The organism is Vreelandella sulfidaeris Esulfide1 (assembly GCF_054072535.1).
Window position 1 is genome coordinate 187,660 of sequence record NZ_JBSVSF010000002.1, and the last position, 25,089, is coordinate 212,748.

Annotated in this window: 23 protein-coding genes, 2 pseudogenes and 1 other annotated feature; of the genes and pseudogenes, 22 read left to right on the forward strand and 3 right to left on the reverse strand. The window is 54.4% G+C overall.

The genetic code is table 11. The features are described 5' to 3' along the window. Positions 1-82 precede the first annotated feature (82 nt). Positions 83-997: a cation diffusion facilitator family transporter gene (locus tag ACW44H_RS20720; RefSeq protein WP_290697484.1), complete on the reverse strand. Its 915-nt coding sequence runs from the start codon at positions 995-997 to the stop codon at positions 83-85. A gap of 205 nt (positions 998-1,202) precedes the next feature. On the opposite strand from ACW44H_RS20720, the gene ACW44H_RS20725 reads away from it, so the two are divergent. Beyond that, positions 1,203-2,123, forward strand: a complete 921-nt coding sequence (locus ACW44H_RS20725; RefSeq protein WP_281662391.1) for a bile acid:sodium symporter family protein — start codon at positions 1,203-1,205, stop codon at positions 2,121-2,123. Positions 2,124-2,504: 381 nt separating this feature from the next. On the opposite strand, the gene ACW44H_RS20730 is transcribed toward ACW44H_RS20725, so the two are convergent. Further along, the gene (locus ACW44H_RS20730; protein ID WP_113271262.1) at positions 2,505-2,945 is read right to left on the reverse strand and encodes a DUF411 domain-containing protein; all 441 of its coding nucleotides are present in this window, start codon (positions 2,943-2,945) and stop codon (positions 2,505-2,507) included. Between the two features lie 13 nt (positions 2,946-2,958). Beyond that, positions 2,959-3,093, reverse strand: a complete 135-nt coding sequence (locus ACW44H_RS20735) for a hypothetical protein (RefSeq protein WP_268762349.1) — start codon at positions 3,091-3,093, stop codon at positions 2,959-2,961. A 539-nt stretch (positions 3,094-3,632) separates the two neighbouring features. On the opposite strand from ACW44H_RS20735, the gene ACW44H_RS20740 reads away from it, so the two are divergent. The 21 genes and pseudogenes from ACW44H_RS20740 to egtB all read left to right on the forward strand — a co-directional run bounded on the left by ACW44H_RS20740 (position 3,633) and on the right by egtB (position 25,087). Next, entirely contained in the window at positions 3,633-4,004 is a 372-nt protein-coding gene (locus tag ACW44H_RS20740) for a copper resistance CopC family protein (RefSeq protein ID WP_035556043.1), read from the forward strand. A gap of 3 nt (positions 4,005-4,007) precedes the next feature. Further along, entirely contained in the window at positions 4,008-4,913 is a 906-nt protein-coding gene (locus ACW44H_RS20745) for a copper resistance D family protein (RefSeq protein ID WP_035556041.1), read from the forward strand. Positions 4,914-5,195: 282 nt separating this feature from the next. Further along, on the forward strand, positions 5,196-5,729 hold the full coding sequence (locus tag ACW44H_RS20750; RefSeq protein ID WP_035556080.1) for a cupredoxin domain-containing protein: 534 nt from the start codon (positions 5,196-5,198) through the stop codon (positions 5,727-5,729). Between the two features lie 14 nt (positions 5,730-5,743). Then, positions 5,744-6,409 carry a response regulator transcription factor gene (locus ACW44H_RS20755; RefSeq protein ID WP_035556039.1) on the forward strand — a complete coding sequence of 222 codons (666 nt, stop codon included), beginning with the start codon at positions 5,744-5,746 and terminating at the stop codon, positions 6,407-6,409. Next, the gene (locus tag ACW44H_RS20760) at positions 6,396-7,730 is read left to right on the forward strand and encodes a sensor histidine kinase (protein ID WP_035556037.1); all 1,335 of its coding nucleotides are present in this window, start codon (positions 6,396-6,398) and stop codon (positions 7,728-7,730) included. Before ACW44H_RS20755 ends, ACW44H_RS20760 begins: the two co-directional genes overlap by 14 nt. A 68-nt stretch (positions 7,731-7,798) precedes the next feature. Further along, positions 7,799-9,688 carry a copper resistance system multicopper oxidase gene (locus tag ACW44H_RS20765; protein ID WP_035556035.1) on the forward strand — a complete coding sequence of 630 codons (1,890 nt, stop codon included), beginning with the start codon at positions 7,799-7,801 and terminating at the stop codon, positions 9,686-9,688. 9 nt (positions 9,689-9,697) lie between these two features. After that, complete coding sequence (locus ACW44H_RS20770; protein WP_336275309.1) at positions 9,698-10,468, forward strand: copper resistance protein B; 771 nt, start codon at positions 9,698-9,700, stop codon at positions 10,466-10,468. Positions 10,469-10,601: 133 nt separating this feature from the next. Then, the gene (locus ACW44H_RS20775; protein WP_035556031.1) at positions 10,602-11,018 is read left to right on the forward strand and encodes a hypothetical protein; all 417 of its coding nucleotides are present in this window, start codon (positions 10,602-10,604) and stop codon (positions 11,016-11,018) included. Positions 11,019-11,215: 197 nt separating this feature from the next. Further along, positions 11,216-11,974 carry a glutaredoxin gene (locus ACW44H_RS20780; protein ID WP_035556029.1) on the forward strand — a complete coding sequence of 253 codons (759 nt, stop codon included), beginning with the start codon at positions 11,216-11,218 and terminating at the stop codon, positions 11,972-11,974. A 163-nt stretch (positions 11,975-12,137) separates the two neighbouring features. Then, complete coding sequence (locus ACW44H_RS20785) at positions 12,138-13,475, forward strand: APC family permease (protein ID WP_035556027.1); 1,338 nt, start codon at positions 12,138-12,140, stop codon at positions 13,473-13,475. Positions 13,476-13,540: 65 nt separating this feature from the next. Continuing rightward, positions 13,541-14,638, forward strand: a pseudogene (locus ACW44H_RS20790) (IS3 family transposase). Next, positions 13,816-13,932: a sequence feature (AL1L pseudoknot), on the forward strand. Its footprint overlaps the pseudogene before it by 117 nt. Positions 14,639-14,926: 288 nt before the next feature. Then, positions 14,927-15,122: pseudogene (locus tag ACW44H_RS20795) on the forward strand (IS30 family transposase); the annotation flags it as partial. A 212-nt stretch (positions 15,123-15,334) separates the two neighbouring features. Then, positions 15,335-15,682 carry an NADH-quinone oxidoreductase subunit A gene (locus tag ACW44H_RS20800; RefSeq protein ID WP_035556078.1) on the forward strand — a complete coding sequence of 116 codons (348 nt, stop codon included), beginning with the start codon at positions 15,335-15,337 and terminating at the stop codon, positions 15,680-15,682. Next, entirely contained in the window at positions 15,673-16,989 is a 1,317-nt protein-coding gene (locus tag ACW44H_RS20805) for an NADH-quinone oxidoreductase subunit D-related protein (RefSeq protein ID WP_179917160.1), read from the forward strand. Before ACW44H_RS20800 ends, ACW44H_RS20805 begins: the two co-directional genes overlap by 10 nt. Next, on the forward strand, positions 16,976-17,902 hold the full coding sequence (locus tag ACW44H_RS20810; RefSeq protein ID WP_113271257.1) for an NADH-quinone oxidoreductase subunit H: 927 nt from the start codon (positions 16,976-16,978) through the stop codon (positions 17,900-17,902). Before ACW44H_RS20805 ends, ACW44H_RS20810 begins: the two co-directional genes overlap by 14 nt. Further along, the gene (locus ACW44H_RS20815; protein WP_045812309.1) at positions 17,899-18,525 is read left to right on the forward strand and encodes an NADH-quinone oxidoreductase subunit J; all 627 of its coding nucleotides are present in this window, start codon (positions 17,899-17,901) and stop codon (positions 18,523-18,525) included. The genes ACW44H_RS20810 and ACW44H_RS20815 overlap by 4 nt, the downstream gene beginning before the upstream one ends. A gap of 30 nt (positions 18,526-18,555) precedes the next feature. Beyond that, positions 18,556-18,861, forward strand: a complete 306-nt coding sequence (gene nuoK, locus ACW44H_RS20820) for an NADH-quinone oxidoreductase subunit NuoK (RefSeq protein ID WP_035413666.1) — start codon at positions 18,556-18,558, stop codon at positions 18,859-18,861. Beyond that, positions 18,861-20,834, forward strand: coding sequence for an NADH-quinone oxidoreductase subunit 5 family protein (locus ACW44H_RS20825; protein WP_113271256.1), 1,974 nt, complete (start codon positions 18,861-18,863; stop codon positions 20,832-20,834). The genes nuoK and ACW44H_RS20825 overlap by 1 nt, the downstream gene beginning before the upstream one ends. Continuing rightward, complete coding sequence (locus tag ACW44H_RS20830) at positions 20,831-22,318, forward strand: complex I subunit 4 family protein (protein WP_206604585.1); 1,488 nt, start codon at positions 20,831-20,833, stop codon at positions 22,316-22,318. Before ACW44H_RS20825 ends, ACW44H_RS20830 begins: the two co-directional genes overlap by 4 nt. Then, positions 22,318-23,727, forward strand: coding sequence for an NADH-quinone oxidoreductase subunit N (locus ACW44H_RS20835; RefSeq protein ID WP_113271255.1), 1,410 nt, complete (start codon positions 22,318-22,320; stop codon positions 23,725-23,727). Before ACW44H_RS20830 ends, ACW44H_RS20835 begins: the two co-directional genes overlap by 1 nt. 52 nt (positions 23,728-23,779) lie before the next feature. Then, positions 23,780-25,087, forward strand: a complete 1,308-nt coding sequence (gene egtB, locus ACW44H_RS20840) for an ergothioneine biosynthesis protein EgtB (protein WP_083025449.1) — start codon at positions 23,780-23,782, stop codon at positions 25,085-25,087. The last annotated feature ends 2 nt before the right edge of the window (positions 25,088-25,089 follow it).

Here is a 25,089-nt window from a genome sequence, read left to right on the forward strand (position 1 = left end):
AAAAGTCGGGTTGAAAAACAAGCCAATCGCTATGGGAGTAAGCCCCCACTACCAACCTGAGCCGGGAGCCGGCCTCGGTCTGTCACTCATGCCCATATAGATTGGCATTTTGATGCGCGTGGTCACTATGCTCAAACTCTAGGCTGGAATGAGCAATATTGAAGCGCATTTTAAGCTGCTCCTTGATCTCTGCTTTGACGGATTCAAGCTGCTGCCAGCCGGTTTCTGTCAGAACCACGTGACAGTCAAGGGCTGCCATGTTTTCCTGCATCTGCCATAGATGCACATGGTGAATATCCTGGACTCCCTCGATATCTCGTACGGTCTCAACGACTGCCTGCCCGTCAATGTCCGGGGGAGATCCCAGCATTAGCGTACGGATAGGGCCGCCAATTTCAGAGAAGGCTAGGTAAAGAATATATAGCGCAATCCCTATCGTGATCGCGGGGTCTACCCAGCGCATGTCGTACAGTAAAATAAGCGAACCACCGATAATCACGGCGATGGAGGCAAACGCATCCGATAAGTTATGCAGAAAAAGGGCGCGGATATTGACACTCTCTTTTTGCATTGACCACGTGAGCATGGCGGTAAGGGCATCGACGACGAGCGCGACGCCACCAATAATCACGATCGTCCATCCCTCTATCTCAGGGGGATCGATCATCCGCATAGCGCCTTCGTAAATCAGGTAGACGCCGACAATAATGAGGGTGGTGTAATTGATGAGTGCTGCCACTATCTCGATGCGGCCATAGCCAAAGGTCATATGCGCATCGGCAGGCCGTCTGGCGATTTTACGAGCAGCAAAGGCAATGACTAATGCTGCCATGTCAGAAAAGTTATGTAACGCATCAGCGATCAGCGATAGGCTCCCCGCCATAATGCCACCGACGATTTGAGCGATGGTTAAGAGCCCATTGGCCCAAATGGAGATGCTGACGCGCCGGTCGCCAGAGGCAGGATCAATGTGGGGATGATCATGATGATGTCCCATCTGTTACCTTCTCTCGAATTATCTGTTCTTGGTACTATAAAACCTCTAGCAACTAAAGCTTCAACCCTTGAGCATTATCTATTTGCATCGCTGGATTGGGAAGCACGTCCCTAGCTACCAAGCGAGCCTTTGTGTGCTGGGCCGAAGGTGATCATGTTTTAGGTGCGGGGCTCAATCCACTTCAACCGGTAACGTCCAATCCACCATGGGTAGATTCATTTATTTTGTCGAGGCGCACCTTGTCTGGTTTGTAATCGTCGTCGCGGGGGGAGGCTTACTCTTTCCGGCCACCGGAATAATGCTTAAGTTCGCGATTGGGCCATTACTGGCATTACTGATGTTGATTATCAGCCTCACATTCGATGCGCATGCAGTTCGCATCGTGTTCCGAAAGCCGTCACGGCAGTTGTTGGCATTGGGGCTGGTCTATGGGCCTATGTCGATTGCCGGGTGGCTAACGGGCCGTCTATTTTTTGGAAGCGGCCCGCTGGCTGCTGGCCAAACCTTGCTCGGCACGCTGCCGACAGATGTGTCCTCTCCTCTTTTGGTACTGATGGCGAAAGGCAATGTGGCGCTTGCCGCTGTTTTCAACGCAGTCAACACCGCGTTATGTCCGTTTATTGTTCCCTTCCTGTTTTTATGGCTCACCGGCCTTCAGTTAGACGTGCCGCTTGGATCAATTATTCTTGAATTAACACTAATCGTGCTTCTTCCTACCGTGATTGGGGTCAGCTTGCGTACAAAGTTCTCGGCTTTCTTTGCACGGCATGATTCAGCGTATGCAGGGATAGGGTCGATTCTGTATCTGCTGATCCTACTCGCCGTGGTCGGGCCGAATGCCACCACGATCATTGGCTATGGCTGGTATGCGTTTGTGATTGCGGGCGCGGCCCTGTGCCTCAATTTGATTGGGTACCTGGTAGGTATGTCCTCACGGTTACTCACCTCTGATCGCAAAGAGGTGATTACCTATCTTTTCACGGTCAGTAAAAAGGAATTCAGCATCGCTGCAGCGTTTGTCGCTGCTTCCGGCTTGCCATCAGAGATCGCGATTCCAGCCGCTTTTTTTGCCGTGATTCAAATGATCACTTCGCCCATCGCAGCGAAGATTCTCGCCCGCCACTGAAGGGATGGCCGTATCGGCTCTTCGTCAGAAGAGCAACCTGCACACGGGGTGTACAGGTTGCTCTTACCGACAAAACAGACACCGCTACTCATAAAGGTGGCAAATAGTACCTATGCTAAGTCACTGTGACCAATACTGACCTTGCTAAAAGCATTTAACACAGAGGCTTCGCAGGGTATCTGTTCATTTTTGGATTTAAGATGCTTAAAAGTATCAGCGAACCCTGGGAAAGGCCCCGCCAATTTCTGGATGATTTCTTGAACATGTCGCACGTTAGAGAGCGTCTGACGCAACCAATTTTCAAATCATCTCGAAACACACCTGGTGCTTAACAAACATCTCATGTAGTACAAGAGGTCTAATTATGTCATCCAAAACCTACTACAGCGTCATAAACGCCTTGTCTTCTTGATCCGTAAAGGAATACACGTCATAGGGCGCTTCCTGAGGCCCTGGCATCCCCGGTGTACCGATGGGCATACCTGCTAGGCCAATGCCGTCTGCATCAGGCTGTTGCTCAAACAGCGCCTGTACGGCTTCCATCGGAACATGGCCCTCAATCCAATACTCGCCGATTTCGATGGTATGGCACGATCCAAGACCATAGGGAACACCCGCCTGTTGTTTGATATCACCCAGCTCGACGTCATCAATAACGGTGACGTCTACGCCAAGTTCCTCAAGATGGCGCGCATATTCGTCACAACAGCCGCACTGGGGGTTCTTATACAGTGTCGCCTCTGGCGGTAACGCCGCTTGAGCGGAGACCGTCCCAATTAGCATGAAACCCGAGAGCAAAAGTTTGGTGGTCATATGTTGCATTAATTTCAACTCCTTAATGTGAACGACTGAAGAGGTACTTGGCCAGCGACGCGATCGCCAAGCCAATTAATAACAGCATAGCCAGGGGCATCAACCAGTCTAACCACCCCATTGACCCCATAAAAGCAAAGCATTCCGCGTTCATCATGACATCACTCCTGATTTATGCCTTGAGCAAAGATGGCGCTACTTAAGACACTGAGGATTGCAGCCCCACCAATAGCAAAGTTCATCGTGTGCTTAACCATGATATTTCCTCTCATCATGTTGCTGATCGAGACATTGCCTTATCCGATAAAAATGGAAGAAGGCAGAGTTAGCTTTTGTTATAAGCCTACAACCTATAGGTAGCCCAAAGGTAAAGAAGAAACTGATCCCAAACGCTAGATTTGTCACAGGTCATTTTTTCCGCCATTTTCAGCTCTGTTTCAGGTTGGCACGCTATAACACTGACTCAGTTCCATGAAGAAGAGCGCGTACAAATGCTGCTCAAATACATCGCCACCCAAGAAGCGAAAACCCAGCAGCCAAAGAATCCATGAATGCTCTCTTGGTTCTTTAAGAGCAAGATGCCATGTGCCTTGTTCGTCAAATAGGGCACATGAACGATGTCTGAAGGCTCAACCGAATCAGATTTGAAGCCTCCGCGACGAACCATTCAAGCCTAAAAAAATATAAGGAAACGGTATGCAAAAGAAGACGACTTCGCTCCCTATTATTCACGCTACCTTAGCAACGCTGCTGCTGTCGCTCGCAAGCCCAGTGTTGGCCCATGAAGGGGGCGCAAGCACTTCGCCTAAGGATGGCGTCACCATTCAGGATTCCCCAGCAGAGATTGGCATCGAGTTTGGTGGCATGATGCGCATCACCCAGTTTGAAGTGGCAGGCCCGGACGGCCCCGTTCCTCTTGATGGTCAGCCAGGCAGTGAACAGGTCGATCGCTACTTCGTAAAGCCCAGTGACACTCTTTCGGCTGGGGATTACCAGGTGCGCTGGCGTGGCCTATCGGATGACGGGCACATGATGTCTGACGGTTTTAACTTCTCGGTCGAGCCTTGACCCGTGGTCTGGTGGCCCTCAGTAAATAGCCTTGATGTCTGGACCGTCGCGATGATTCTCGTGGCGGCCGGGATTTACCTTAACGCCCTAGTCGCGACGGGGGCCGTGTTGTTTCGTCTAGCGTTTCCCCGACTCCCTGATCACGACCGGAGGCGCGTCGCCTGCATGGGCATCTTTGCTGCCTGGGCGGGGGTCATTCTGATTCTGTTCCAGTGGCCTTTAGAAGCTGGTTACCTTGGGGGCGGCAATATCGCTGCTGCAACCAACCCAATGCTGCTCGGAATCGTGTTCGATGGCGCGTCCGGGGTCCGACTAATACTGGCGGTAACTGGCTTGCTGCTAGTCCAGGCGATTCAGCTTAATAACTTAGCGCTCTCGAAAACAGCCAACAGCGTGAGCCTAGTAGGCGTGTTACTGGTGATGCTGGCATTCGTGCAGGTGGGGCATACAGTAAACACCCCACGCCTCATTCTGGCTGGCTTGCTGATCGTTCACCTGATGGCGGCAGCATTCTGGGTGGCCTCGCTGTGGCCGCTGTTCCATTTAGTGGGACGGGGTCACAACCAGGACAATACCGCCCACATTCTGACCCGTTTCGGGAAAATCGCCATAAGCGGAGTCGGCTTGTTGGTACTGGCGGGCGTCACGTTGGCCACGCTGCTAACGGGCGGTCTCACGCCACTGCTCACCACGGCATATGGACAGTTCTTGATCGGCAAGGTATTGATTGTGGCGGTGCTACTGTTATTTGCTGCCGCGAACAAGTGGCGGCTTGTTCCGGCCTTTGAGAGCGGCGACGCAACAGCCCCAGGACGGTTACAGAGAAGTATTGCACTGGAGATGGTGCTGGTCGCGGTTATCTTGTTGATCACGGCAGTGCTGACAAGAGTGTCATCACCGAATGGGTGACTAACAGGTCAACCACCTTGTTAAGCCGTTCCAGAGCTCGAAATTAACGGTCTCCTTCTTATGGGCCTTACGCTGAGGTTTAGGCGGAGGCTGCCATAGGCAATTGCACCAACAAGACGAAAAGTCATTGCTGCAGCGTTGACTCTAATCAGGGGGTCAGGATCCATCATCATGTTAGAAATGCTTTTGGGTAGCAGGCCATATTTTTACGTTAGGTTCAGGCTCGTTTCAGGTTAACACCGTATAAAGAACAAGTGACACTAACCTCTGAGGTAAATGACCATGCGCAACATCTCCTTAACAACGTCTATGTTTGCCCTTTCACTAAGTTTGATAACGAGTGCGGCTTGGGCTGCGCCCGGCCAAGGCAGTGGTGACAATGGCCTAACCGAGGCTGACGTTGACCGCACGATCAGCCTTGAAGCTGGCGATATGTGGTTCGACCCTGAAGCGCTAGAAATGGCGGCAGGGGAGGTGGTTAAATTTGAAATTACTAACACCGGCAATCTAGAACACGAATTTGTGATTGGTAGCAAAGAAGCCCAAGAAGAACATCGCCAGATGATGCTAAACATGGCCAATGGCGGAGGCCATGACATGTCAAATATGGCACACGGTGAAGGCCACGATATGTCCAATATGTCAAACGGCGATGGTCACGATATGGCCAATATGAGTATGGAAGGCGTCACCATTGCACCTGGCGAGACTGGGTCTCTATTATGGCGTGTTCCTGATAATGTTAACGCGCTAGAGTATGCATGTAACATTCCCGGCCATTACGAATCCGGCATGTACGGCAATTTTTCTCTCTAATCTGACGTATATCCATGAAACTGTTGCTACTTGAAGATGATGACTTGCTAGCGGAAAGCTTAGCAGAGAGTCTCAAAGACAACGGTTACCTAGTTGATTTGGCCGCTTCCTTGAAAGCGGCCAAGTCGCTGATGGCAACCGAGCATTATGAACTGGCGATCTTAGATGTCGGTTTGCCCGACGGCTCAGGGCTGGATCTGCTCGCCCAGTGGCGCAGGCAAAAACGCGACACGCCTATTTTGATCCTGACGGCCCGCGATACCTGGGAAGATAAAGTTGTCGGCCTTGAGACGGGGGCCGATGACTATCTTACCAAGCCCTTCCACGAAGCCGAACTGATGGCCCGGCTGAAGGCCTTGCTACGCAGGCAGTCTGGTCAGTTATCTCAAGTGATCACGCTTAACGGCGTTTCGTTGGATGAAGCGGGTCAACGAGTGTGCTTAGAAGGTGAAACGTGGCGTTCGCTCACAGCGACCGAGTTTCGGTTACTGCGCTACTTAATGCTGCATCCTGATCGCATTCACTCTAAAGAGCAGCTACTAGAGCAGCTCTATGCCTTGGATCAGGATGCCGCCGCGCCTAACTTGGTCGAAGTCTATGTCGCTCGTCTGCGCCGTTATCTCGGCAAATCGGTGATTCAAACGCGGCGCGGCCAGGGGTATTTCTTTGCTTCACATTGATCGGCGCAGTTTACGTTTTCGACTACTCGCCTGGCTAGGTGGCGTGGCGCTATTCGTGGTGGTGACGACCTGGCTACTGCATGGCATATTGTTACAGAATCTTGCTCGGGATTTTTTGGGTGAGCGTCTTCAGCGCGAAGCCAATCATGCGGTCGCACAGCTAGAGCAGGACCAAACGGCTGTCCCGACTGCGCTAGACTCGGTTAGCCAAGGCTATCAAGTCTTTCATCATCTCTACGTACTCCGCTTTAACGGTTCGGTCAGCGCTTCCGACCCGCAATGGCAGCAACAGCTGGCGCCTCTGCTGGAAGAGAACGGCGATGCTCTTGTGGACGTTAAACATAACGATCAGCACATGCTCGTCTACCGCCGCCATTTTGAGTGGCAGGGTTCTAACGGCGTATTACTGGTGGGTGAGGATTTTTCTCAGGTAGAAGCAGGACTTGCTACCTTGCATTGGTGGGTCGGTGGAATTGCCGCCGTGCTTTTAGGAATGCTCATCATACTCAATATGCTGGCAGTTAACCGCGGCCTCACGCCACTTTGGCAACTGCGTCAACAGCTTGAAGCCTTGCGATCAGGCAAACGTGATCGCTTGTTATTAGTAGCCCCTTCCGAGCTAGATGAATTAGTCGACCAGCTGAACTGGTTTATGGATGATATCGATCATCGATTACAACGCTCGCGGGAATCAGTCGCCAATCTTTCTCATGCTTTAAAAACCCCGCTGGCAGCAATTACCCAAGTACTGCGCGGCAATCGGCCCATTGATGAAAACCGACGGCATAAACTGCTCAGCCGTATTGAAGATATTAACGCTCAGTTAGCTGCAGAGCTGCGTCGTTCGCGTATTGCAGGGCCTAACGCGGGTCGAATGGCGAACGTCACGCGAGATAGTTCACGGCTCATAGAGATGTTCCGCAGCCTTTACCCTGAGCGTATCTTCAACCTCACCCACTCGGCAGGCGAGAAAGACCTAGTGCCTATTGAGGCTCACGACTTTTCTGAAATATTAGGCATCGTGCTCGATAACGCTGGCAAATGGGCGAATAGGTGCGTTAATTGCGATATTGCCGCCTCCGCTACCACACTCACGCTCACCACTGATGATGACGGTTTCGGCGTTGCAGAAGAAGATCTTTCGCGCTTGGGAGAGCGTGGCACACGATTGGATGAACGCCGTCCCGGCTACGGCTTAGGCCTGTCGATTCTTGCGCAGTTAATTGCCCGCTACTCAGGGCACTCGCGCTTTGAGCGTAGTCCACTGGGTGGACTGCGCGTTACGGTTACGTTGCCTCTTGCAGTTGAAGTGATTAATTAATCACTATTCAGCTTTGATTCAGCTTCTTCCATCAAGATGGTGCCATTCATCATTGATGGGAGTTACACATGGCACGCTCAAGCATCATTTCTCACCCGCTTTCTCGCCGGCAGGTCCTAAAAGGCGGCGCTGCCCTAGGAATAGGTTCCGCTGCGGCAATGGGATTAACCCCCGCCTGGGCAAACCCCTGGGGCCGCAGCAATGTCTACGCGCAGGGCGTTGAAGAAGGGCCCGAGGTATCGCTGGCGATCCGCCGTGAATCGTTGCCTATTGACGGACAAGAAGCCCAACCAATTACCATTAACGGTACCAGTCCTGGCCCGCTGATTCGTTTGAAAGAAGGTCAAGACGCCGTACTGCGTGTCACCAACCTGCTGGACGAGTCCACCTCCATCCACTGGCATGGTCTTATTCTACCGCCGGAAATGGATGGTGTGCCTGGTGTCAGTTTTGCCGGTATCGCCCCTGGTGAAACTTTTACCTATCGTTTCCCTGTCAGGCAGAACGGCACCTACTGGTACCACAGCCACTCAGGTCTGCAGGAACAGCTAGGCCATGCGGGGCCGCTGATTATCGACGCCGCCGAGCGCGAGCCTATCCGTTACGACCGTGAGCATGTGTTACTGCTCACCGACTGGACCTTTGAAGAACCGATGTCGGTGTTCCGTAATCTGAAAACCATGGAAGGCTATTACAACTTCCAAGAGCGCACGATTGCTGATTTTTTCGCCGATGTACGCGAAAAGGGTTTCTCACAAACCGCCGAGATGCGCGGTATGTGGGCCCAAATGCGTATGAGCTCGCGGGATATCGCCGATGTCACCGGCAGCACTTATACCTACCTGCTCAACGGCCACTCCCCCCAGGAAAACTGGAACGCGCTGTTCAAGGCCGGTGAGCGGGTACGGCTACGCGTGATTAACGGTTCGGCCATGTCATACTTCGATGTCCGTATACCTGGCTTGAAGATGACCGTGGTGGCCGCCGATGGCCAACCGGTCCAGCCCATCCCTGTTGATGAGTTCCGCATTGGCGTGGCGGAAACCTACGATGTGCTTGTTTCACCTGAAGACGACCGGGCATACACCATCTTCGCCGAAGCCATGGATCGCAGCGGCTACGCCCGCGCTACCCTGGCACCGCGTGAAGGGATGCAGGCCGACATCCCTGAACGCCGTCAAATTGCCGACCGCGGTATGGAAGCCATGGGTGCCCACGGTATGGGCGGGATGGATCATTCTGGCATGTCAAATATGGCGGGGATGGACCACTCCGGCATGTCGAATATGGAAGGTATGGATCATTCCAACATGTCGGAAATGGATCGCTCAAACATGTCGAATATGGAAGGCATGGATCATTCCAGCATGGCGGGGATGGACCACTCCAGCATGTCCAACATGCAAGGCATGGATCACTCTAATATGGGTGGCATGGCGGGTGAACAGGCGAAAATCGGCGAAAATGGCTTGCTCGTTGCCGGTGAAGCCCAGCCCGGCTCTCGATACGACCAGGCGGGCATCGGCATCGACCCTGATGAACGTCGTGTTTTAGTCTACCGCGATTTAAAAGCCTTCACGCCATGGCCTGACCGCCGTGAACCAGGCCGTGAGCTTGAGCTGCACCTGACCGGCAATATGGAACGTTATATGTGGTCGTTCGACGGTAAGAAGTTTAGCGAAGTGACCGGCCCCATCCATTTTGAGAAAGATGAGCGACTGCGCCTTATCCTCATTAACGACACCATGATGGAGCATCCTATCCACCTCCACGGCATGTGGATGGAGCTGGAAAACGGCCAGGGTGAATTGATTCCGCGCAAACACACCTTGAACGTGAAGCCCGGCGAGCGCGTGTCTGCGCTGATCACTGCAGACGCCGAGGGCAGTTGGGCGTTCCACTGCCACCTTCTCTATCACATGGATGCCGGCATGTTCCGCGTTGTTCAGGTTTCTTAAGGAGGCAGTATGAAAACCAAGCACTACGTAACCCTCGCCAGCGCCGCCCTCGGCATGGCCGCCGCCACGACTGCTCAAGCCGAAGACGGCTATGACGCCCCGGCCGGCTGGCCGTCACCGGTCGTGGAGCACCCGATGACCACGGTACTGGTCGATCGCTTGGAATATGCTTCGCCCGACAAGGGGGGGGATGCCTTGGTCTGGGATTTCCAGGCCTGGTATGGCGGTGATTTCAATCGCCTATACGTGGAAGGCGAAGGCGAAAACGTCCAGGGCGATGGCGAAGATGCAGAATTCGAGTCCCTCGACCTGCTTTATAGTCGTTTGATTGCCGACTTCTGGGAACTTCAGGGCGGCATCGGTTATCAGGGCGGTATCGCTACGAATGACCATCCCGAACGCTATTTCGGCGTCATCAGCCTATTGGGGCTCGTCCCCTATCGCTTCGAGACCGATCTCGACTTGAGGATAAGCGATGAAGGCGATATCTCCGCCAGCCTGGAAAGCGAGTACGATCTGCGCCTGACGCAGCGGCTCTACCTACAGCCGCGTACCGAAATTGCCGTTGCTGCTAGCGAAGTCGAGGAGTTTGGGGTGGGCCAAGGGCTAAACTCCGTGCGTGTGGGTATGCGTCTAGGTTATGAGGTGACCCGCCGCTTCGCCCCCTACATCGGTGCTTATTGGGAGAAAGAGTACGGCGACACGGCGGATCTCACCCGCGCCAGTGGCGACAACACGGAAGACACTGGAGTGGTGGCCGGTGTTAGAATGATGTTCTAACAACTCTGGTAATGGGTAACTTTTAACGTCACCAATTGGTGGCGTTTTTTTTATTGTTTTTATTTTTAAATTCAGCTTCGTTTCAAAAACCACAGCTAATATAAACAAATCATCAACCACTGGAGTAATTATCATGAAAGTTAAATCAATTCTCTTTGGAGCGCTTGTAGCCAGCATTCTTTCAACACCTGTATTGGCTAACTTCGGCAATACAACCCAGGATCTGCCGCTACTTGAAAGAGGCGTCTCTTCTACACAGATTCTTGCTCAGGGGCAATCCAAACGTTTCAATATTAACATTGAACAAGCGACTACGCTGAAGGTGGCAAGCGAGCACTTTCCAGGCGCAACCAGCACTGGAAACCGTATCTCCGCGGTGCTTTATAATGCAGCGGGACAGCAGGTAGCAGAAGCATCCAGCCCACGTGGCCATTTTGAAATGGTCCGCCAACTGCAGCCAGGCAATTATCAACTTGAAGTGACAGGCAATGCACTGGGAGGTACTAAAGAAAATGACAATAACCGCTATGAGTTACATGTTGACTATTAATATATAGTCACTAATTTAAGATACAGGGCCAGCCTTTATGCTGGCCTTTTTATTTAACATATATTTCTATCGTTGCAGAAACCTATTCGTAACCGTAGCTAGAATTTTAAAATAAATGAGCAGGCTATACTTGCCTGTATGTAGCACAAAGGTTCTATATTTTTAGTAAATACCATGTTCTTAACGAAGGAAAATCAATGCCAACGTCAACATCCACTGCCTCTGCACAGGTTTACCGGATGAAAACCGTCGAGCATATGTGCCCGTTCGGTTTGAAAACGGTTGATCTACTCAAGCGTAAAGGCTTTAAGGTCGACGATCATACCTTAACGTCTCGTGATGAAATCGATGCTTTCAAAAAACAGGAAAACGTCGACACGACGCCCCAGGTGTATATCGGTGACCAACGTATCGGTGGCTATGAAGAGCTGCGCAAACATCTGGGAATGAGCGTTCCCAATGCAAAAGAAACCACTTACCGGCCGGTGATTGCCATTTTTGCTACTGCGCTGCTGATAGGCTTGGCGATTAGCTGGGCGACCCAAGGCACACTGTTTACTGCACGCATGCCGGAGTTCGCCGTTGCTACGGCGATGGTGCTGCTGGGCTTGCAGAAACTGCAAGATGTCGAAAGTTTCAGCAGTATGTTTTTGAATTACGACCTTTTGGCCCAGCGCTACGTGCCCTACAGCTATTTTTACCCCTACGCCGAGACACTTGCAGGCATTTTAATGCTGGCCGGAGCATTGATTTGGCTGGCAGCCCCACTGGCGCTATTTGTCGGTACGGTGGGGGCGGTTTCCGTGTTTAAAGCCGTGTATATCGATAAGCGTGAGCTGAAGTGCGCCTGCGTCGGTGGTAACAGCAATGTGCCGTTGGGTTTTGTGTCACTAACCGAAAACCTCGTGATGATCGCTATGGGACTGTGGATGCCGTTGCGGATGTTGTTGGGGTAAGACCCGTACTCTTACGCCAAACCATGATATAGGTCAGTTAAATGACTGAACCATATTCAGGTTACGTTCAGCTAACTCAACCACACTTGGTGTTGAACTTATCCCACACTGGCCTAAGGCGGTGAACACGCACGCCTTAGGCTTAATCCATAGGAGTGTTTGCATGGCTGACCAGGATAGAACGCCACATTACGAAGAAGGAAGCCTCTCACTAATCGGTGCCGTAGCACTTGGCACTGGAGTAATGATCGGCGCAGGAATCTTTGCGTTAACTGGACAGATGGCGGAAATGACCGGCCCTCTATTTCCCCTAGCCTTTTTGGCTGCCGCGGTCATTGTCTCTTTCAGCGCTTACTCTTACGTCAAAATGTCCAATACTTACCCATCTGCCGGGGGGATTGGCATGTATTTGCAAAAAGCGTATGGCTCAACGCTCCCCACCGCTTTCCATGCGCTATTGATGTATTTTTCCATGGTGATTGCGCAGAGCTTTTTGGCGAGAACTTTCGGTTCTTACACGCTGGAGCTATTTGACCTGGGTGATCGCGCTGTGTTTGTGCCACTACTCGGTGTGGGCTTATTGCTCGCGGCTTTTTTGATCAATTTATCCACCAACAAGTTGATTGAAACAGTTGCCTCGGTGCTGGGCTTCATCAAAATTGGCGGCATCATCGTGTTTGGTGTTGTCGGTGTTTTTATTGCAGATTCTATCGACATGGGTACTGGCGGGGATGCGCCATCCCCAACCCTCTCAGGCTTCTTGGGCGCGACGGCGCTAGGTATTTTGGCTTTCAAAGGTTTTACGACCATTACCAATAGTGGCTCGGAGCTGAAAAACCCAAAGCGCAACCTGGGCAAGGCCATCATGATCTCCATCGCGCTATGTGTAGTCATCTATGCGCTTGTGGGCTTTGCGGTGGCCAGCAATCTTTCCTTGTCTGAGATTATCGAAACTCAAGACTATTCGCTGGCGGCAGCGGCTCGGCCCGCACTTGGTGAAGCTGCCGTTGGCTTTACCGTTGTTTTAGCCATGCTAGCCACAGCAGGCGGGATCATCGCCAGTGTTTTCGCCGTATCACGCATGCTAGCCATGCTGACTGAAATGAAATTGGTTCCACACCGCCACTTCCATATGCCAGGTAGCCTGCAAAAGCACACGTTGGTGTACACCATTGTGTTTGGCTTAATCTTGACTGCGTTTTTTGATCTTAGCCGTATCGCGGCGCTCGGCATTATTTTTTACTTGATCATGGATATCGCTATCCATTGGGGAGTGCTGCGCCATCTCAGGAAAAGTGTGGGCGCTAACGCGGTTATTCCAAGCATTGCCATTCTGCTAGATGTCCTCGTATTGAGTGGCTTTGTTTGGGTAAAAGCCACTTCAGATCCACTGGTACTTATCGTTGCCGCCGGATTGATGGCCGTGCTGCTCATCGGCGAATGGCTATTTCTTGCCAAGCGCAACAATTCAGCCGATAGCGAACAGTTTCATTCCCACTAACCACAACTGTACATGTGAACCGCCCCGGCTTTACCGGAGACTCCATATCTTGAGAGGATGGCGTCATTAACTCACCAAAACGATATTCCCCGGAAGTCCGGGAGCGGGGTGTTCGATTAGTCATTGAACAGCAATGGGAATACCTATCCAAGTGGGCAGCAATCTGCTCCATTGCTAGTAAGTTAGGCTGCACACCAGAGACCTTGAGAGCCTGGTGCAAACGCACAGAACTCACGCAGGAAAACAGCTCGGTTAACCTGTCTGAACATGAACGACTCAAGCAGCTAGAGCGTGAAAACACCGAATTGAAGCGTGCCAAGGAAATTCTCCGTAAGGCGGTTGCTTTTTTCGCCCAGGCGGAGCTCGACCGCAAACCCAATTGATGGTGTCATTTATCGACGAGCATCGTGCTCAGTTCGGGGTCGAATCGATTTGTAGTCAGCTGCCAATCGCCCCATCGAAGTATTACCACCACAAGGCACTTTGAAGCCGATCCTGAACGACGAGCAGAGCGATATCGGCAGGATGCGTTTCTTACGGCTGAGATTCATCGGGTATGGGAGGAAGATTTCTGCGTTTACGGTGCTCGTAAGGTCTGGCGGCAACTCCACGTTAATGTTGCTCGCTGCACCGTAGAACGGCTCATGCGCCCTAATAAGCTTTGGGTGGCCGATTTTACCTACGTCGCCACCTGGTCTGGCTTCGTTTATGTTGCGTTCGTTATCGATGTTTACGCACGATGTATCGTGAGTTGGCGTGTAGCGACGTCGATGAAAACGGGACAGGTACTGGACGCCCTGGAGCTAGCTCTGTGGGCACAAAAACACATACGAGGGTTGATCCATCATAGTGATCGGGGAAGACAATATCCCTCGATTCGCTATACAGAGCGTATGGCTGACGAGGGTATCGATGCCTCAGTCGGCACCACCGGCGACTCCTACGACAATGCACTGACCGAGACCATCATCGGCCTATTCAAAACGGAGGTGATTCACCATCGTGGCCCATGGAAGGGGCTGGATACCGTTGAGTATGCCAGGCTGGAATGGGTTGACTGGTTCAACAATCGCCGACTACAGGAACCCATCGGAAACGTTTCACCAGCAGAACGAGAAAGGACGTATTGTCGTCAACTGGAGGAGTCGGGTGAAGCAGCCTGACTCAAACAAACCGGTCTCCAGAATAACCGGGGAGGTTCATCCCGGGGTTACTCGCTTTGAGAATAGAAATACCGGCCCCAGTCATGGGCGCAAGCACACCGAGCTTGATGAGTAGCGGTCTGCAGTTCATCTTCCTAGTAGTTATAAACAGACACCTCAACTGTGCCAGTCCATGTTGTCACAGCGCCATGTAGTTCATGGCAAACACGGTGTAGATACGAACTGAATGTGCTTCTCTGGAAACCGGTGCAGCGCCTGCCAACTGATTGGACAACAACGGCATGCATAATTATCGAGGCAACGAGTGTTGCTATCTACTTTTGTGATCCACACAGCCTATGACAACGCGGTAGCAATAAAAACATCGACGGCTTAACACAGGCGAAAGGGGCGGAACTGCCGCGCCACACCCAAGAGGACATTGTATTACCAGTTGAATAGGAAGCGCCTTGACTTCAGGTGGCCAGTTGAGGCGCTGGTCTAAACACCATGAATGCTCACCCGCCATCTATTAGGTAGCGTTGCACTCAGAGCCTGCACCCACCTTGCGGTTTATTACTTTTTGCACCATGTTTTAGGCAGCATATTCAGTTTGCATTCAGGTTTGATATCTACACTTGTATAAATGCGCTGCTTCAGCCTGCTACGTTGTAATTTACGGCAAGGATTTGCTGGCTAATGACGCGAGGGATTCGCATGGAACTGTTGACTCTGCTTATTGTTTTATTACTGAGCTTAGGCGCCGGCCTGCTAGTGCAGTGGCTGCCTATGCGCCACCAGCCGATAGCCACCTACCCGCAGCGCGCGCCTTTTCTAGGCGGTGGTACGCCAGATAGCCACGCCTGGAGCCGCTATCACGTCCGCTATTATCCCATGACGCTGCTGCTGATCGCCTTCGAAATGGAGATGATGTTCATGTATCCATGGGCGGTTGTCTTCGTAGAGAAGGGCATGATGGCAGTAATGGAGATGGGCATGTTCCTGGCCATCCTGTCGGTTGGCATTGTTTACGCCTGGCGTGAGGGGGTATTCAAGTGGCAGTGAACTGGCTACGGAAACTCGCTTCGCATAAGCGGGCTCCCGTATTTCCTGTGCTGGGCAAGCAGGGCGATAAAGCGCTGCGGTACCTCGCGCTATCGCCGGAAATCGAACTGGTCGATTCGCCACGCCACGCCAGTGTGTTGCTGATTGCGGGGGAGGTTCCGGCTGATAGATTAGAGCCTCTACGTCGTGTTCACGATCAGTTGCCTGATCCTTTCACTACGCTGTGGTTTCGTAACGAACCGTGGCCTCATCTTGAAAACGTGGATCGGATCGATGATCTCACCGATTTACCTGCGGCCCTAACCAAAGCACATCGTGAACTGATGACAGGCCAGCGTGACAGTGGATGCCGCATCTTGTCGGATAGACCGCCCAATCCTTGGAAAGGTGAAGGAGACTTCGGCCAAGGTGGCGAAGGCATGATGGGTGGAGTGCCCTACGGGCGGCCCATGGCCATGAATATGCAGGAAGATATCAGCGATGGTTTGACGCTGGATTCGCTGACTTTTCGGCTCGGGCCGTTCTTCATGGCATTTCCGCCCGGCATGGCAGCGGAGGTTACGTTGCAGGGGGATCTGGTTCAGTCATGGGAAACGCAGTTGGAGCCGTATCCGCAACGCCTCGACGCGGTGTTTTTCAACGCTCGGAAGCACCCCGTCCCCATCGCCGAGATTGAGCTCGCACGGGCCCGTCATCATCTGCAGCGCCTGTACCATGCGCTGCATCTTGCTGGGCTGGAAGCACTCAGCCTAAGTTCCTTGCGCCTGGCACACGGTTTGTCGACATCAAGCACGCTAGATGGGCTACGTCGACGCCTGGTTCGCAGTGGCTTCTTTCATCTGGCTGCTGTAGGCGGTGGTGTGCTCAATACAGAGCAGGCCCGACAGTTTGGCGGGCCTGCCGCTCGTGCTGCCGGGCTGGCTGATGATTTGCGTTCACACGATGCCGGTTATCGCCGTCTAGGGTTTTCCCCCGTATGCCAGGACGGAGGAGGAGTCTCGGCCCGTTGGAAGCAAATCTTGGACGAAGTCGAACAATCCTTAATGTTGGCACGCCAGGCCGAACGGGATGAGGTGTACACGAACGATGTGGATTGCATCGAGACGCCACGGGGGCCGTGGGACGAACAGCCTCCCGAAGATGCTAGCGCGATTCTTGACGAGATCTTACCAGGCCTGGAGTGGGGCGATGCACTGGCTACTATTGCTAGTCTGGATATAGCGGCGGTAGCCGATAGAGGGGGCGGAACACAGTCGCCTGGTGAGTCACGGGCAGTGCAGGGAGGTTCGGGTAATGTTGTTAAGTGAGCTGTTCCTGCCTGTACTGATGGTGATGTTCATGCTGACTGTCGGCGCCTACGTCGTGGCGGTGCTTGATCGGCTTATTGCCGGTGCATTCGGCGCCCCTCAGGCAGGCCGTGTCTGGCTTGCTCCCATGGCCCGAGGGGCTTGGCTGATGACCCAACACGCCAATGCCACCGAAGCACCGGACTGGCAGGCCTGGCGGCTGGCGCCGGCACTGTATTTGGCGTTGGCTGCAATCGGACTGGCCGTGGTGCCGTGGTCGGAGTCGCTGGTCGCCACTGACTTGGTCACCAGCGTGGTGCTGTGGGGCAGCGTGGAAGCATTAGCGACAGTGGTTATCTTCTTGCATGGCTGGTCGGCAAACGCGCTGCTGGCACTCATCGGCGGCTACCGTTATGTGGCGCTAGGGCTCTCTTACATCCTGATCAGCATGTTTGTGCTAATTGGCGTGGCATTGCCGGCCGAATCGCTACAGTTCACCCAAGTGGTCGCCTCGCAAGAAGCGCTGTGGAATGTCATACGCCAACCGCTGGGGTTGCCATTGTTCCTGATTGTCGGCCTAGGCATGACCTTCTGGGGCCCGCTCAACCTTGCTGATTCGAAGGACCTGGCTGGAGGAACGGCTTCTGAGATCTCTGGGCCACCTCGGCTGGTCTGGGATGTGGCTCGGGCGGCCATGTTGGTTGCTTTCAGTGGTGTGGCAGCAAGTGCTTTTTTAGGTGGCTGGATGGGACCTTGGCTACCCGGTCCGTTATGGATGGCCATCAAGATGCTGGCAGTGCTACTCGTGTTGCTATTGCTTGGACGGGTACTGCCGCGTATTGCCCCTGAGCGCTGCGTCACCTTGATGTGGGTGGTGCTGTTACCACTGTCGTTTATCGACCTGGTGTGGGCTGGCATAGGGGCGCTGCTATGAATCACGGCATTGGCATTGATATCACGTTTCTATCATTGGCCACGCTCGCGGTGGTCACCGGATGGCGAGTGTTTCGTACCGATTCCATGGTACGCGCCTCCTTTTTCCTGCTGGTGTCGTTCATCGCCGTAGGCGTGATCATGATTCTGCTGGCAGCGGAATACCTGGGCGTGGCGATGTTCTTCATGATGGCTGTGGAGATGACGGTCATGGCGCTGTTCATGGTCATGTTCATGATGAATCCTGCCGGCCTTAACCCGATGAATATGGTTCACCAGGAACGTATCGCTATCGGGGCGGGGATTGTCGGCTTCCTGGTATTGGGCGCCATGGCGCTATTGGCTGCCTTTCCTGACCAGCCGGTCTCGGCAGACCTTGAGCCAGTTAGATCCCTAGGCAATGAGATGCTTGGTGACTCGATGCTGATCTTCGAGTCGGCGGGCATCGTGCTTTTAACCACCATGATCGGCGTGGTGGTGTTGTCGAGTCATCGGGGCCGCTATGGGGCGGCTGCAGTGGGTTCGCTACCGCCGGGGCTGGAGCCGGGTGGCGACCCGGCGGGTAAGCTCGAGGAGGACGAAGAGGAAGAGAGTGGTGGTCATCAACACCATCATCACCACTGACCAAGCAGACAGATAGGCAGGGAGGCTTGCATGACACTAACCACACTTTTGCTATTGGCAGCGGCACTGATTGGCATCGGGATTTATGGTGCGCTTTCCCAGCAATCGTTCGTGATGCTGATGATGGGACTGGAACTGATCCTCAATGGCGTCATGCTCGCCGCGGTGGCGTTCTGGGCCTTTAGCGGGGCTGGGGCGCCAGAAGGGCAACTGCTGACGATCATTGTTATGGCGGTGATGGCCATTGAGATGGCCATGGGATTTGCTTTGGTAGTAGCCGTCTTCCGCGGTAAGCAGGCCGACATGACCGAGTCACTGACCGGGTTGAAGCACTGATGTTGTGGTTTGTTCCTCTTTTCCCACTGCTTGCCGCCCCCGGGATGTATTGGCTTGGCAAGCGCTTGTCCGCTAGGGATAGTGGTCGAGCCGTGTTGGGCCTGATGGGGGCGGCAGTCGCTGTCGTTACCCTGCTGCTCGCGAGTGTGGCGCTCATGGGGGACTGGGGTGGTGCCTATCGCTGGAGCTCACGGATCGTCCTGTCGGTTGGGATGACACCAGCGAGCGCTGTATTTGCCATCGTCGTGCCACTGATCGCTACACTGATCATAGCCTATAGCGCCTACCATGAGTCTGAGCCCGTCAGTGAGGGCGTGCCAACGCGTCCACCCGTCAGGTTGGTCGCTCTGCTGACGGCATTTGTCGGGGCGATGGAGCTTCTCGTGCTGGCTGAGGATCTGGTGACCCTGCTGATCGCCTGGGAGCTGGTCGGGGCCTGTTCATGGGCACTGATTGCCCACGAGTGGCAAGAGGGCGACAACCTGCGGGATGCCGCCTGGGCGTTCCTGGTCACTCGCTTCGGGGATCTGGGGCTGTACATTGCAGCGGCGGCAGCGTTTGCCGGCACTGGCTCGTTTGCCTTTGCTGACCTGTCCCAACTCGATGGGTGGCTACTGGATGTGTTTGTTGCCGGCGCCGTGTTGGCTGCAGCGGCCAAGTCCGCCCAGGTTCCCTTCTCGCCATGGTTGTTTGCCGCCATGTCCGGGCCAACACCGGTGTCGGCATTACTCCACGCGGCGACCATGGTCGCCGCAGGTATCTATCTGGTGATTCGGCTGCATGCGGAGATGGCTGCCGTTGCCTGGTTTGGGCCGGTTGCCATCACGTTAGGCTTGGCCACCGCCCTGGCAGGGGGGGTCGTGGCCTATCTGCAAAGGCATGCCAAGAAGCTGCTGGCCGCCTCGACATCGGCTCAGTATGGCCTGATGTGGTTAGCGGTAGGGGCAGGCTTTCCCGGTGTCGCCCTGGTGCACTTCGTCACACACGCCTTCACGAAAGCGGCTTTGTTCCTAGCAGCCGGCATTGCCGAACGTCATGTCGGCAGCTACTCGCTAAATACGATGCGCCTCGGGCGACTGCTTCCGGGGATTGCAGTGGCGACCATGGTGGCCAGTCTGGCGCTGGCAGGGGTTATCCCGCTGGGGGCATCCTGGAGCAAGGAGAAGATCATTACTGCTGCTGGCCATCAGGCGTCCTGGCTGGCCGTGATCGCCGCCATCGCTGGTGGGCTCAGCGCGTTGTATGCAACACGCTTTCAGTTGCTCGCATTTGGACGAGGTCTGCATGGCCCCACGAAAACTGCCCCATCACAGCCAGGGCACTCCTCGGTTGAGGCCGGCTCGCTCTACCTGCTTTCGGCAGGCACGCTAGTGCTATCTCTGCTCTGGTGGCCCGGTGTGGGAAACGACCTTGCTAACCTGCTATCGATCCAGCTTCCCCAAACCAAACTGTGGGAACTGATCCTGTCGCTACTGCTGGTGGCGCTAGGCATTGGCGCTGGGTTTTGGGCGGTGCGCCGAGAGGGGTCGAATCAGAGCCGACAGAGCGAGACGCATGCTGCTATGGCGAACTGGTTTGGCCTGCCAGCTCTGGCAGAGCGGGGGATTTCTACCTTCATGAGGTTCAGCCATGGCCTGGCACGTTTCGATGATCGCGTAGTGGATGCTGGATTACGGGGCCGCGGAGTAAGTGCTGCGATATCCTTCAGCCATGGCCTGGCACGCTTCGACGATCGAGCTGTAGATGCTGGCATCCGCGCCAGCGCCCGTTTTGGCGTGTGGCTGGCCAAGGTCAGTGATCGACGTGGCGAAGGGGCATTCGATGGCGCAACGAGCCTACTAGCGAGAGGCGTTGACTGGGCGGGCCAAGTAGCGCGGCAGGCCCATACCGGACAGACGCATCATTACTACACCGGTATCGCGGCAGGGTTCGCCGTAATTTTTATAATCTTGGGCATAGGAGCACTCCTTTGATTCTCACCGCAACCTTGGGCCTTCCCATGCTGGGAGCTCTCGTACTCGCCGTTTCACGCCGTTGGACAGAGACCACGGCTCGCCTGTTTGCTGTGGGGGTTTCCCTATTGCCTGTATTACTGCTGGCCTGGGCTTGGCTGCAGTTCGATACCCAAGGCGCACTATTTCAATTTGTCGAAGAGGTGCCTTGGGTACCCAGCCTGGGCATGGCATACCGGCTAGGCGTAGACGGCATCGCGCTGGCTATCGCGACGATGAGTTCCTTGGTCTTCGCTGCCAGTATTGCCTATCCCATTAACACGCAGAACCAGCCTCGGCAGTACTACGCTTGGATGCTCTTTCTGCAGTCCGTGTCGCTTGGCGTCTTCCTCTCATTGGACCTGCTGCTCTTCTATGTCTTTTTCGACCTGAGCCTGGTGGGGATGTTTTTCCTGATCGGCCGCTGGGGGCACGGTCAGGCCCAGCATTCAGCATTCAAGTTCTTTCTTTACACTTTCTGTGGTTCGCTACTGTTGTTGCTGGCATTCATCGGGCTTTATCTATCAGTCGAGCCACACACCTTTGACATGCGAGTGCTGATCGAGCAGCAGCCATTGGCGGGAGCGGGTGTGTCTGCTGGCCTCATATTTCTCGCCCTCATGCTCGGCTTCGCCATCAAGACTCCCATCGTGCCCGTGCATACCTGGTTGCCCCAAGCGCATGTCGACGCTCCCGGACCGGCCTCGGCAGTTCTCGCCGGGGTGCTGCTCAAGATGGGCACCTACGGGATTCTGAGGATTCCGTACTCAATGATGGGGGAGACCTTTGCCCGCTACGCTCTGATTATCGCTCTCTTTGCTGTGGTTTCTATTCTCTATGGTGCCCTCGTGGCATTTGGCCAGGGAAATTTGAAACGACGCATTGCCTATACCTCTATCAATCATATGGGCTACACGGTGCTAGGGATCGCCGTGGCTGGCGCCTTGTTCCAGGATGCGGTATATGCCCGCGAGATGGCACTGATAGGGGCCACGGTAGAGATGGTGGCACACGGACTGATTACCGGGGCGCTGTTTCTGATCTGCGGCTCGTTCTGGCAGCGCACCGAGGAATACGATTTGGATAGCTATGGTGGGCTGCTCCGACAGGCACCGCTATTGGCAACGTTCGCCATACTCGCCTCGTTTGCCAGCCTGGGGCTTCCTGGTCTGGCCGGCTTCGTGGCGGAGTTCCATATCTTTGCCGGCACCTTTGCCGTCTACCCTTGGCTCGCTGTCATTGGTGTGCTGGGCATTCTGATCACGGCAGCGTTGTTTCTGCAGATGCTGCAAAAACTGTTCTTCGGGGCGATGCCGCAGCGATGGGCGAAGTTTGACGATCTACGCCCAGCTGAGTGGGGTGTGCTCGGGGTGCTGTCGGCAGGCTTCGTGATCATTGGTATTGCGCCGCAGTTCCTGCTGACCCTCATAGAGGCTTCAGCAACGCTGTTGGTAGGAGCCCGCTGATGCCTATTGGTGATGTGTTGCCGGAAATCAGCCTGACGCTCGGTGCTGTGATTATCGTATTGTTCGCGGCTTTCGCCCGACAACACCAGCATGTCTGGGCGGCTGTACTGGCGTTGCTCACGATTGGGCTTTGTATTGGGTTGACCTTTACGCAGTGGGATGGACCGCCGAGGCTGACGTTCTCGGGTGTGTGGGCCCTGGACGGCATGGCACTCTCCAGCAAACTAGTCGTGTTGATTGCCGGCGCGCTGGTTATTGCCATGTCCCCTGAGTGGATGCAGACCGATCGCCGCCATGCCGAGTATTACGCATTGATGTTGTTCGCGCTGTTGGGTGTGATCATGATGGCGTCAGCCAGTGACACCATGGAACTGGTCGTCGGTGTGTTGCTGTCGTCGGTGGCCAGCTATCCGCTGGCTGCCTATCACCGCACCTGGGCACCCGCCCTGGAAGCTGGCATGAAGTATTTTCTGATGGGAGCCTTGACCAACACTTTACTGACGATAGGCGTTGTCGTGTTGTTCGGCCTGACTGGTAACACAGGCTATCCAGAAATCGCACAAAAACTTTCCGTAGGTCACGACAGCCTGGCGCTAACCATCGCCACTGCCTCTATCATACTGGGCTTGTCCTTCAAGCTGGCGGCTTTTCCGGCCCACGCCTGGATGCCGGATGTAGCCCAAGGTTCCCCGGCACCGGTGGCAGCCTTCTTGACCGTAATTCCCAAGATTGGCGCTGCCGTCGCATTGGCCCGTTTCGTGTCATTAATGCCGCCGGATGTCGCCTGGCGAGCGATTGTGGCTCTGATCTCGGTCACGACCATGACGCTGGGTAACGTGGCTGCCCTTCGACAGACAGATGTACGGCGCCTGCTGGGTTGGTCATCGGTTTCCCAGTCCGGCTATGCCTTGATGGCGATCGTGGTAATGGGAACAAGCGACCAGGCTCTACCGGCGCTGGTGTTCTTTTTGGCCAGCTACGCCATTGCTAACTTGGCGGCTTTCGCTGTGGTCACCTATCTGAGAGGGCGCACTGCACTGGAGAGCTATCAGGGGCTAGCCAGACAGGCACCTATTGCCACAACGATACTAATCGCTTCGCTACTTTCTTTAGTGGGTATCCCGCCGCTGATCGGTTTTTTTGGCAAACTCATGTTGTTCAGCGTCACGATTGAGGGGGGATACGCTTGGCTGGCATTCGTGGCTGCCGCCAACACCGTTGTCTCGCTGTTCTATTACCTGCGCATCGTGGCGCGGATGATGTTTAGCGATACCCGACCCACTGTGCATGTACTGGTGGGCCAGTGGGCACGAACCACCATGATCGTGTCTGGCTTGCTGTTGATTGTCGGTGGGCTTGGTGCAGAAATGCTAATGGAGTTCACGGATTCGATAGGCTTTGTGCGTTAGGCCTGGCCTGCCGAATCAAGCTAAACGGAGTAATACTTAGAGGGAGTTATTTATGTCACCTATTCAAGATTTAACTATCGAAACAATCGATAGCATTCATACCAAGGAGTGGCTGCGTGCGTACCAGCGGGTTCGTGCCGCCACCGACGCAATTTGCGAACCTCTGCATAAAGAAGATTACATGGTGCAGAGCATGCCGGACGTCAGTCCCCCGAAATGGCACATCGCCCATGTCAGCTGGTTCTTCGAAGCCTTCATCCTCAAGCCGTTTCACCCCAGCTACCAGACCCTCGACCCCGCATACGATTACCTTTTCAACTCTTACTATGAGACCCACGGTACGCCGTTTCCTCGTCCTGAACGCGGCATGATTTCGCGCCCCACAGTGGATGACGTCTATCGCTATCGCGCGCACATTAATCAGGCCATGGAAGAATTGCTCAACGACCCTCCGCAAGAACACCTGCAGGAGATTCTCCATCGTCTGGAGCTTGGGTTGCCTCACGAGCAGCAACATCAGGAACTGCTATTCATGGACATAAAGCATATCCTGGCCCAGAACCCGCTCTGCCCAGTCTATCGAGGTGATCTTGTGTCGGCACCCGCCCATGAGGTCGGTGAACTCGGTTGGCACGCTTATCCAGCCGGCGTGCGGCAGATAGGTCATGATGCCAACGATAGCCGTTTTGCCTACGACAACGAAATGGGGCGTCATCGTCAATTCATTGAGGCTTTCCAGATCGCTGACCGTCCGGTTACCAATGGTGAATTTCTCACGTTCATGCAGGCGGGGGGATACGACAAACCTGACTATTGGCTGTCGGATGGCTGGGCCACGGTCAAGGCGGAAGGCTGGAAGGCGCCACTTTACTGGGTCGAGCGGGACGGCGTCTGGCATCACTATACGTTAAGCGGGCTGGTGCCAGTGGACGTGAATGCGCCGGTTTGCCATGTCAGCTTCTACGAGGCCGATGCCTATGCCCAATGGGCCGGCGCACGCCTACCTACTGAGGCCGAGTGGGAGGCGGTGGCTCAACATGTCCCCCTGCATGGCAACTTCGTCGAACAAGGCCATCTTCAGCCGGTCGCGGCTGCCCCCGGCGGATCCAGCGAGGGGCCGAGGCAGATGTTCGGTGATGTTTGGGAGTGGACCGGCAGCGCCTATCGGCCCTATCCAGGATTTCGCAAGTTGCCGGGCAGCTTAGGTGAATACAACGGCAAGTTTATGTCGGGGCAGATGGTGCTTCGAGGTGGCTGTTGTGCCACCCCGGAAGACCATATCCGCACGACCTATCGTAATTTTTTCCCACCTCATGCCCGTTGGGCATTTTCCGGATTCCGTCTTGCTAAGGAGAGCTAATC

Coding starts and splice junctions, on each gene's coding strand:
- ACW44H_RS20720 (WP_290697484.1), bottom strand. CDS start 997: ATGGGACATCATCATGATCATCCCCACATTGATCCTGCCTCTGGCGAC.
- ACW44H_RS20725 (WP_281662391.1), top strand. CDS start 1,203: ATGGGTAGATTCATTTATTTTGTCGAGGCGCACCTTGTCTGGTTTGTA.
- ACW44H_RS20730 (WP_113271262.1), bottom strand. CDS start 2,945: ATGCAACATATGACCACCAAACTTTTGCTCTCGGGTTTCATGCTAATT.
- ACW44H_RS20735 (WP_268762349.1), bottom strand. CDS start 3,093: ATGATGAACGCGGAATGCTTTGCTTTTATGGGGTCAATGGGGTGGTTA.
- ACW44H_RS20740 (WP_035556043.1), top strand. CDS start 3,633: ATGCAAAAGAAGACGACTTCGCTCCCTATTATTCACGCTACCTTAGCA.
- ACW44H_RS20750 (WP_035556080.1), top strand. CDS start 5,196: ATGCGCAACATCTCCTTAACAACGTCTATGTTTGCCCTTTCACTAAGT.
- ACW44H_RS20755 (WP_035556039.1), top strand. CDS start 5,744: ATGAAACTGTTGCTACTTGAAGATGATGACTTGCTAGCGGAAAGCTTA.
- ACW44H_RS20765 (WP_035556035.1), top strand. CDS start 7,799: ATGGCACGCTCAAGCATCATTTCTCACCCGCTTTCTCGCCGGCAGGTC.
- ACW44H_RS20770 (WP_336275309.1), top strand. CDS start 9,698: ATGAAAACCAAGCACTACGTAACCCTCGCCAGCGCCGCCCTCGGCATG.
- ACW44H_RS20775 (WP_035556031.1), top strand. CDS start 10,602: ATGAAAGTTAAATCAATTCTCTTTGGAGCGCTTGTAGCCAGCATTCTT.
- ACW44H_RS20780 (WP_035556029.1), top strand. CDS start 11,216: ATGCCAACGTCAACATCCACTGCCTCTGCACAGGTTTACCGGATGAAA.
- ACW44H_RS20785 (WP_035556027.1), top strand. CDS start 12,138: ATGGCTGACCAGGATAGAACGCCACATTACGAAGAAGGAAGCCTCTCA.
- ACW44H_RS20800 (WP_035556078.1), top strand. CDS start 15,335: ATGGAACTGTTGACTCTGCTTATTGTTTTATTACTGAGCTTAGGCGCC.
- ACW44H_RS20810 (WP_113271257.1), top strand. CDS start 16,976: ATGTTGTTAAGTGAGCTGTTCCTGCCTGTACTGATGGTGATGTTCATG.
- ACW44H_RS20815 (WP_045812309.1), top strand. CDS start 17,899: ATGAATCACGGCATTGGCATTGATATCACGTTTCTATCATTGGCCACG.
- nuoK (WP_035413666.1), top strand. CDS start 18,556: ATGACACTAACCACACTTTTGCTATTGGCAGCGGCACTGATTGGCATC.
- ACW44H_RS20825 (WP_113271256.1), top strand. CDS start 18,861: ATGTTGTGGTTTGTTCCTCTTTTCCCACTGCTTGCCGCCCCCGGGATG.
- ACW44H_RS20835 (WP_113271255.1), top strand. CDS start 22,318: ATGCCTATTGGTGATGTGTTGCCGGAAATCAGCCTGACGCTCGGTGCT.
- egtB (WP_083025449.1), top strand. CDS start 23,780: ATGTCACCTATTCAAGATTTAACTATCGAAACAATCGATAGCATTCAT.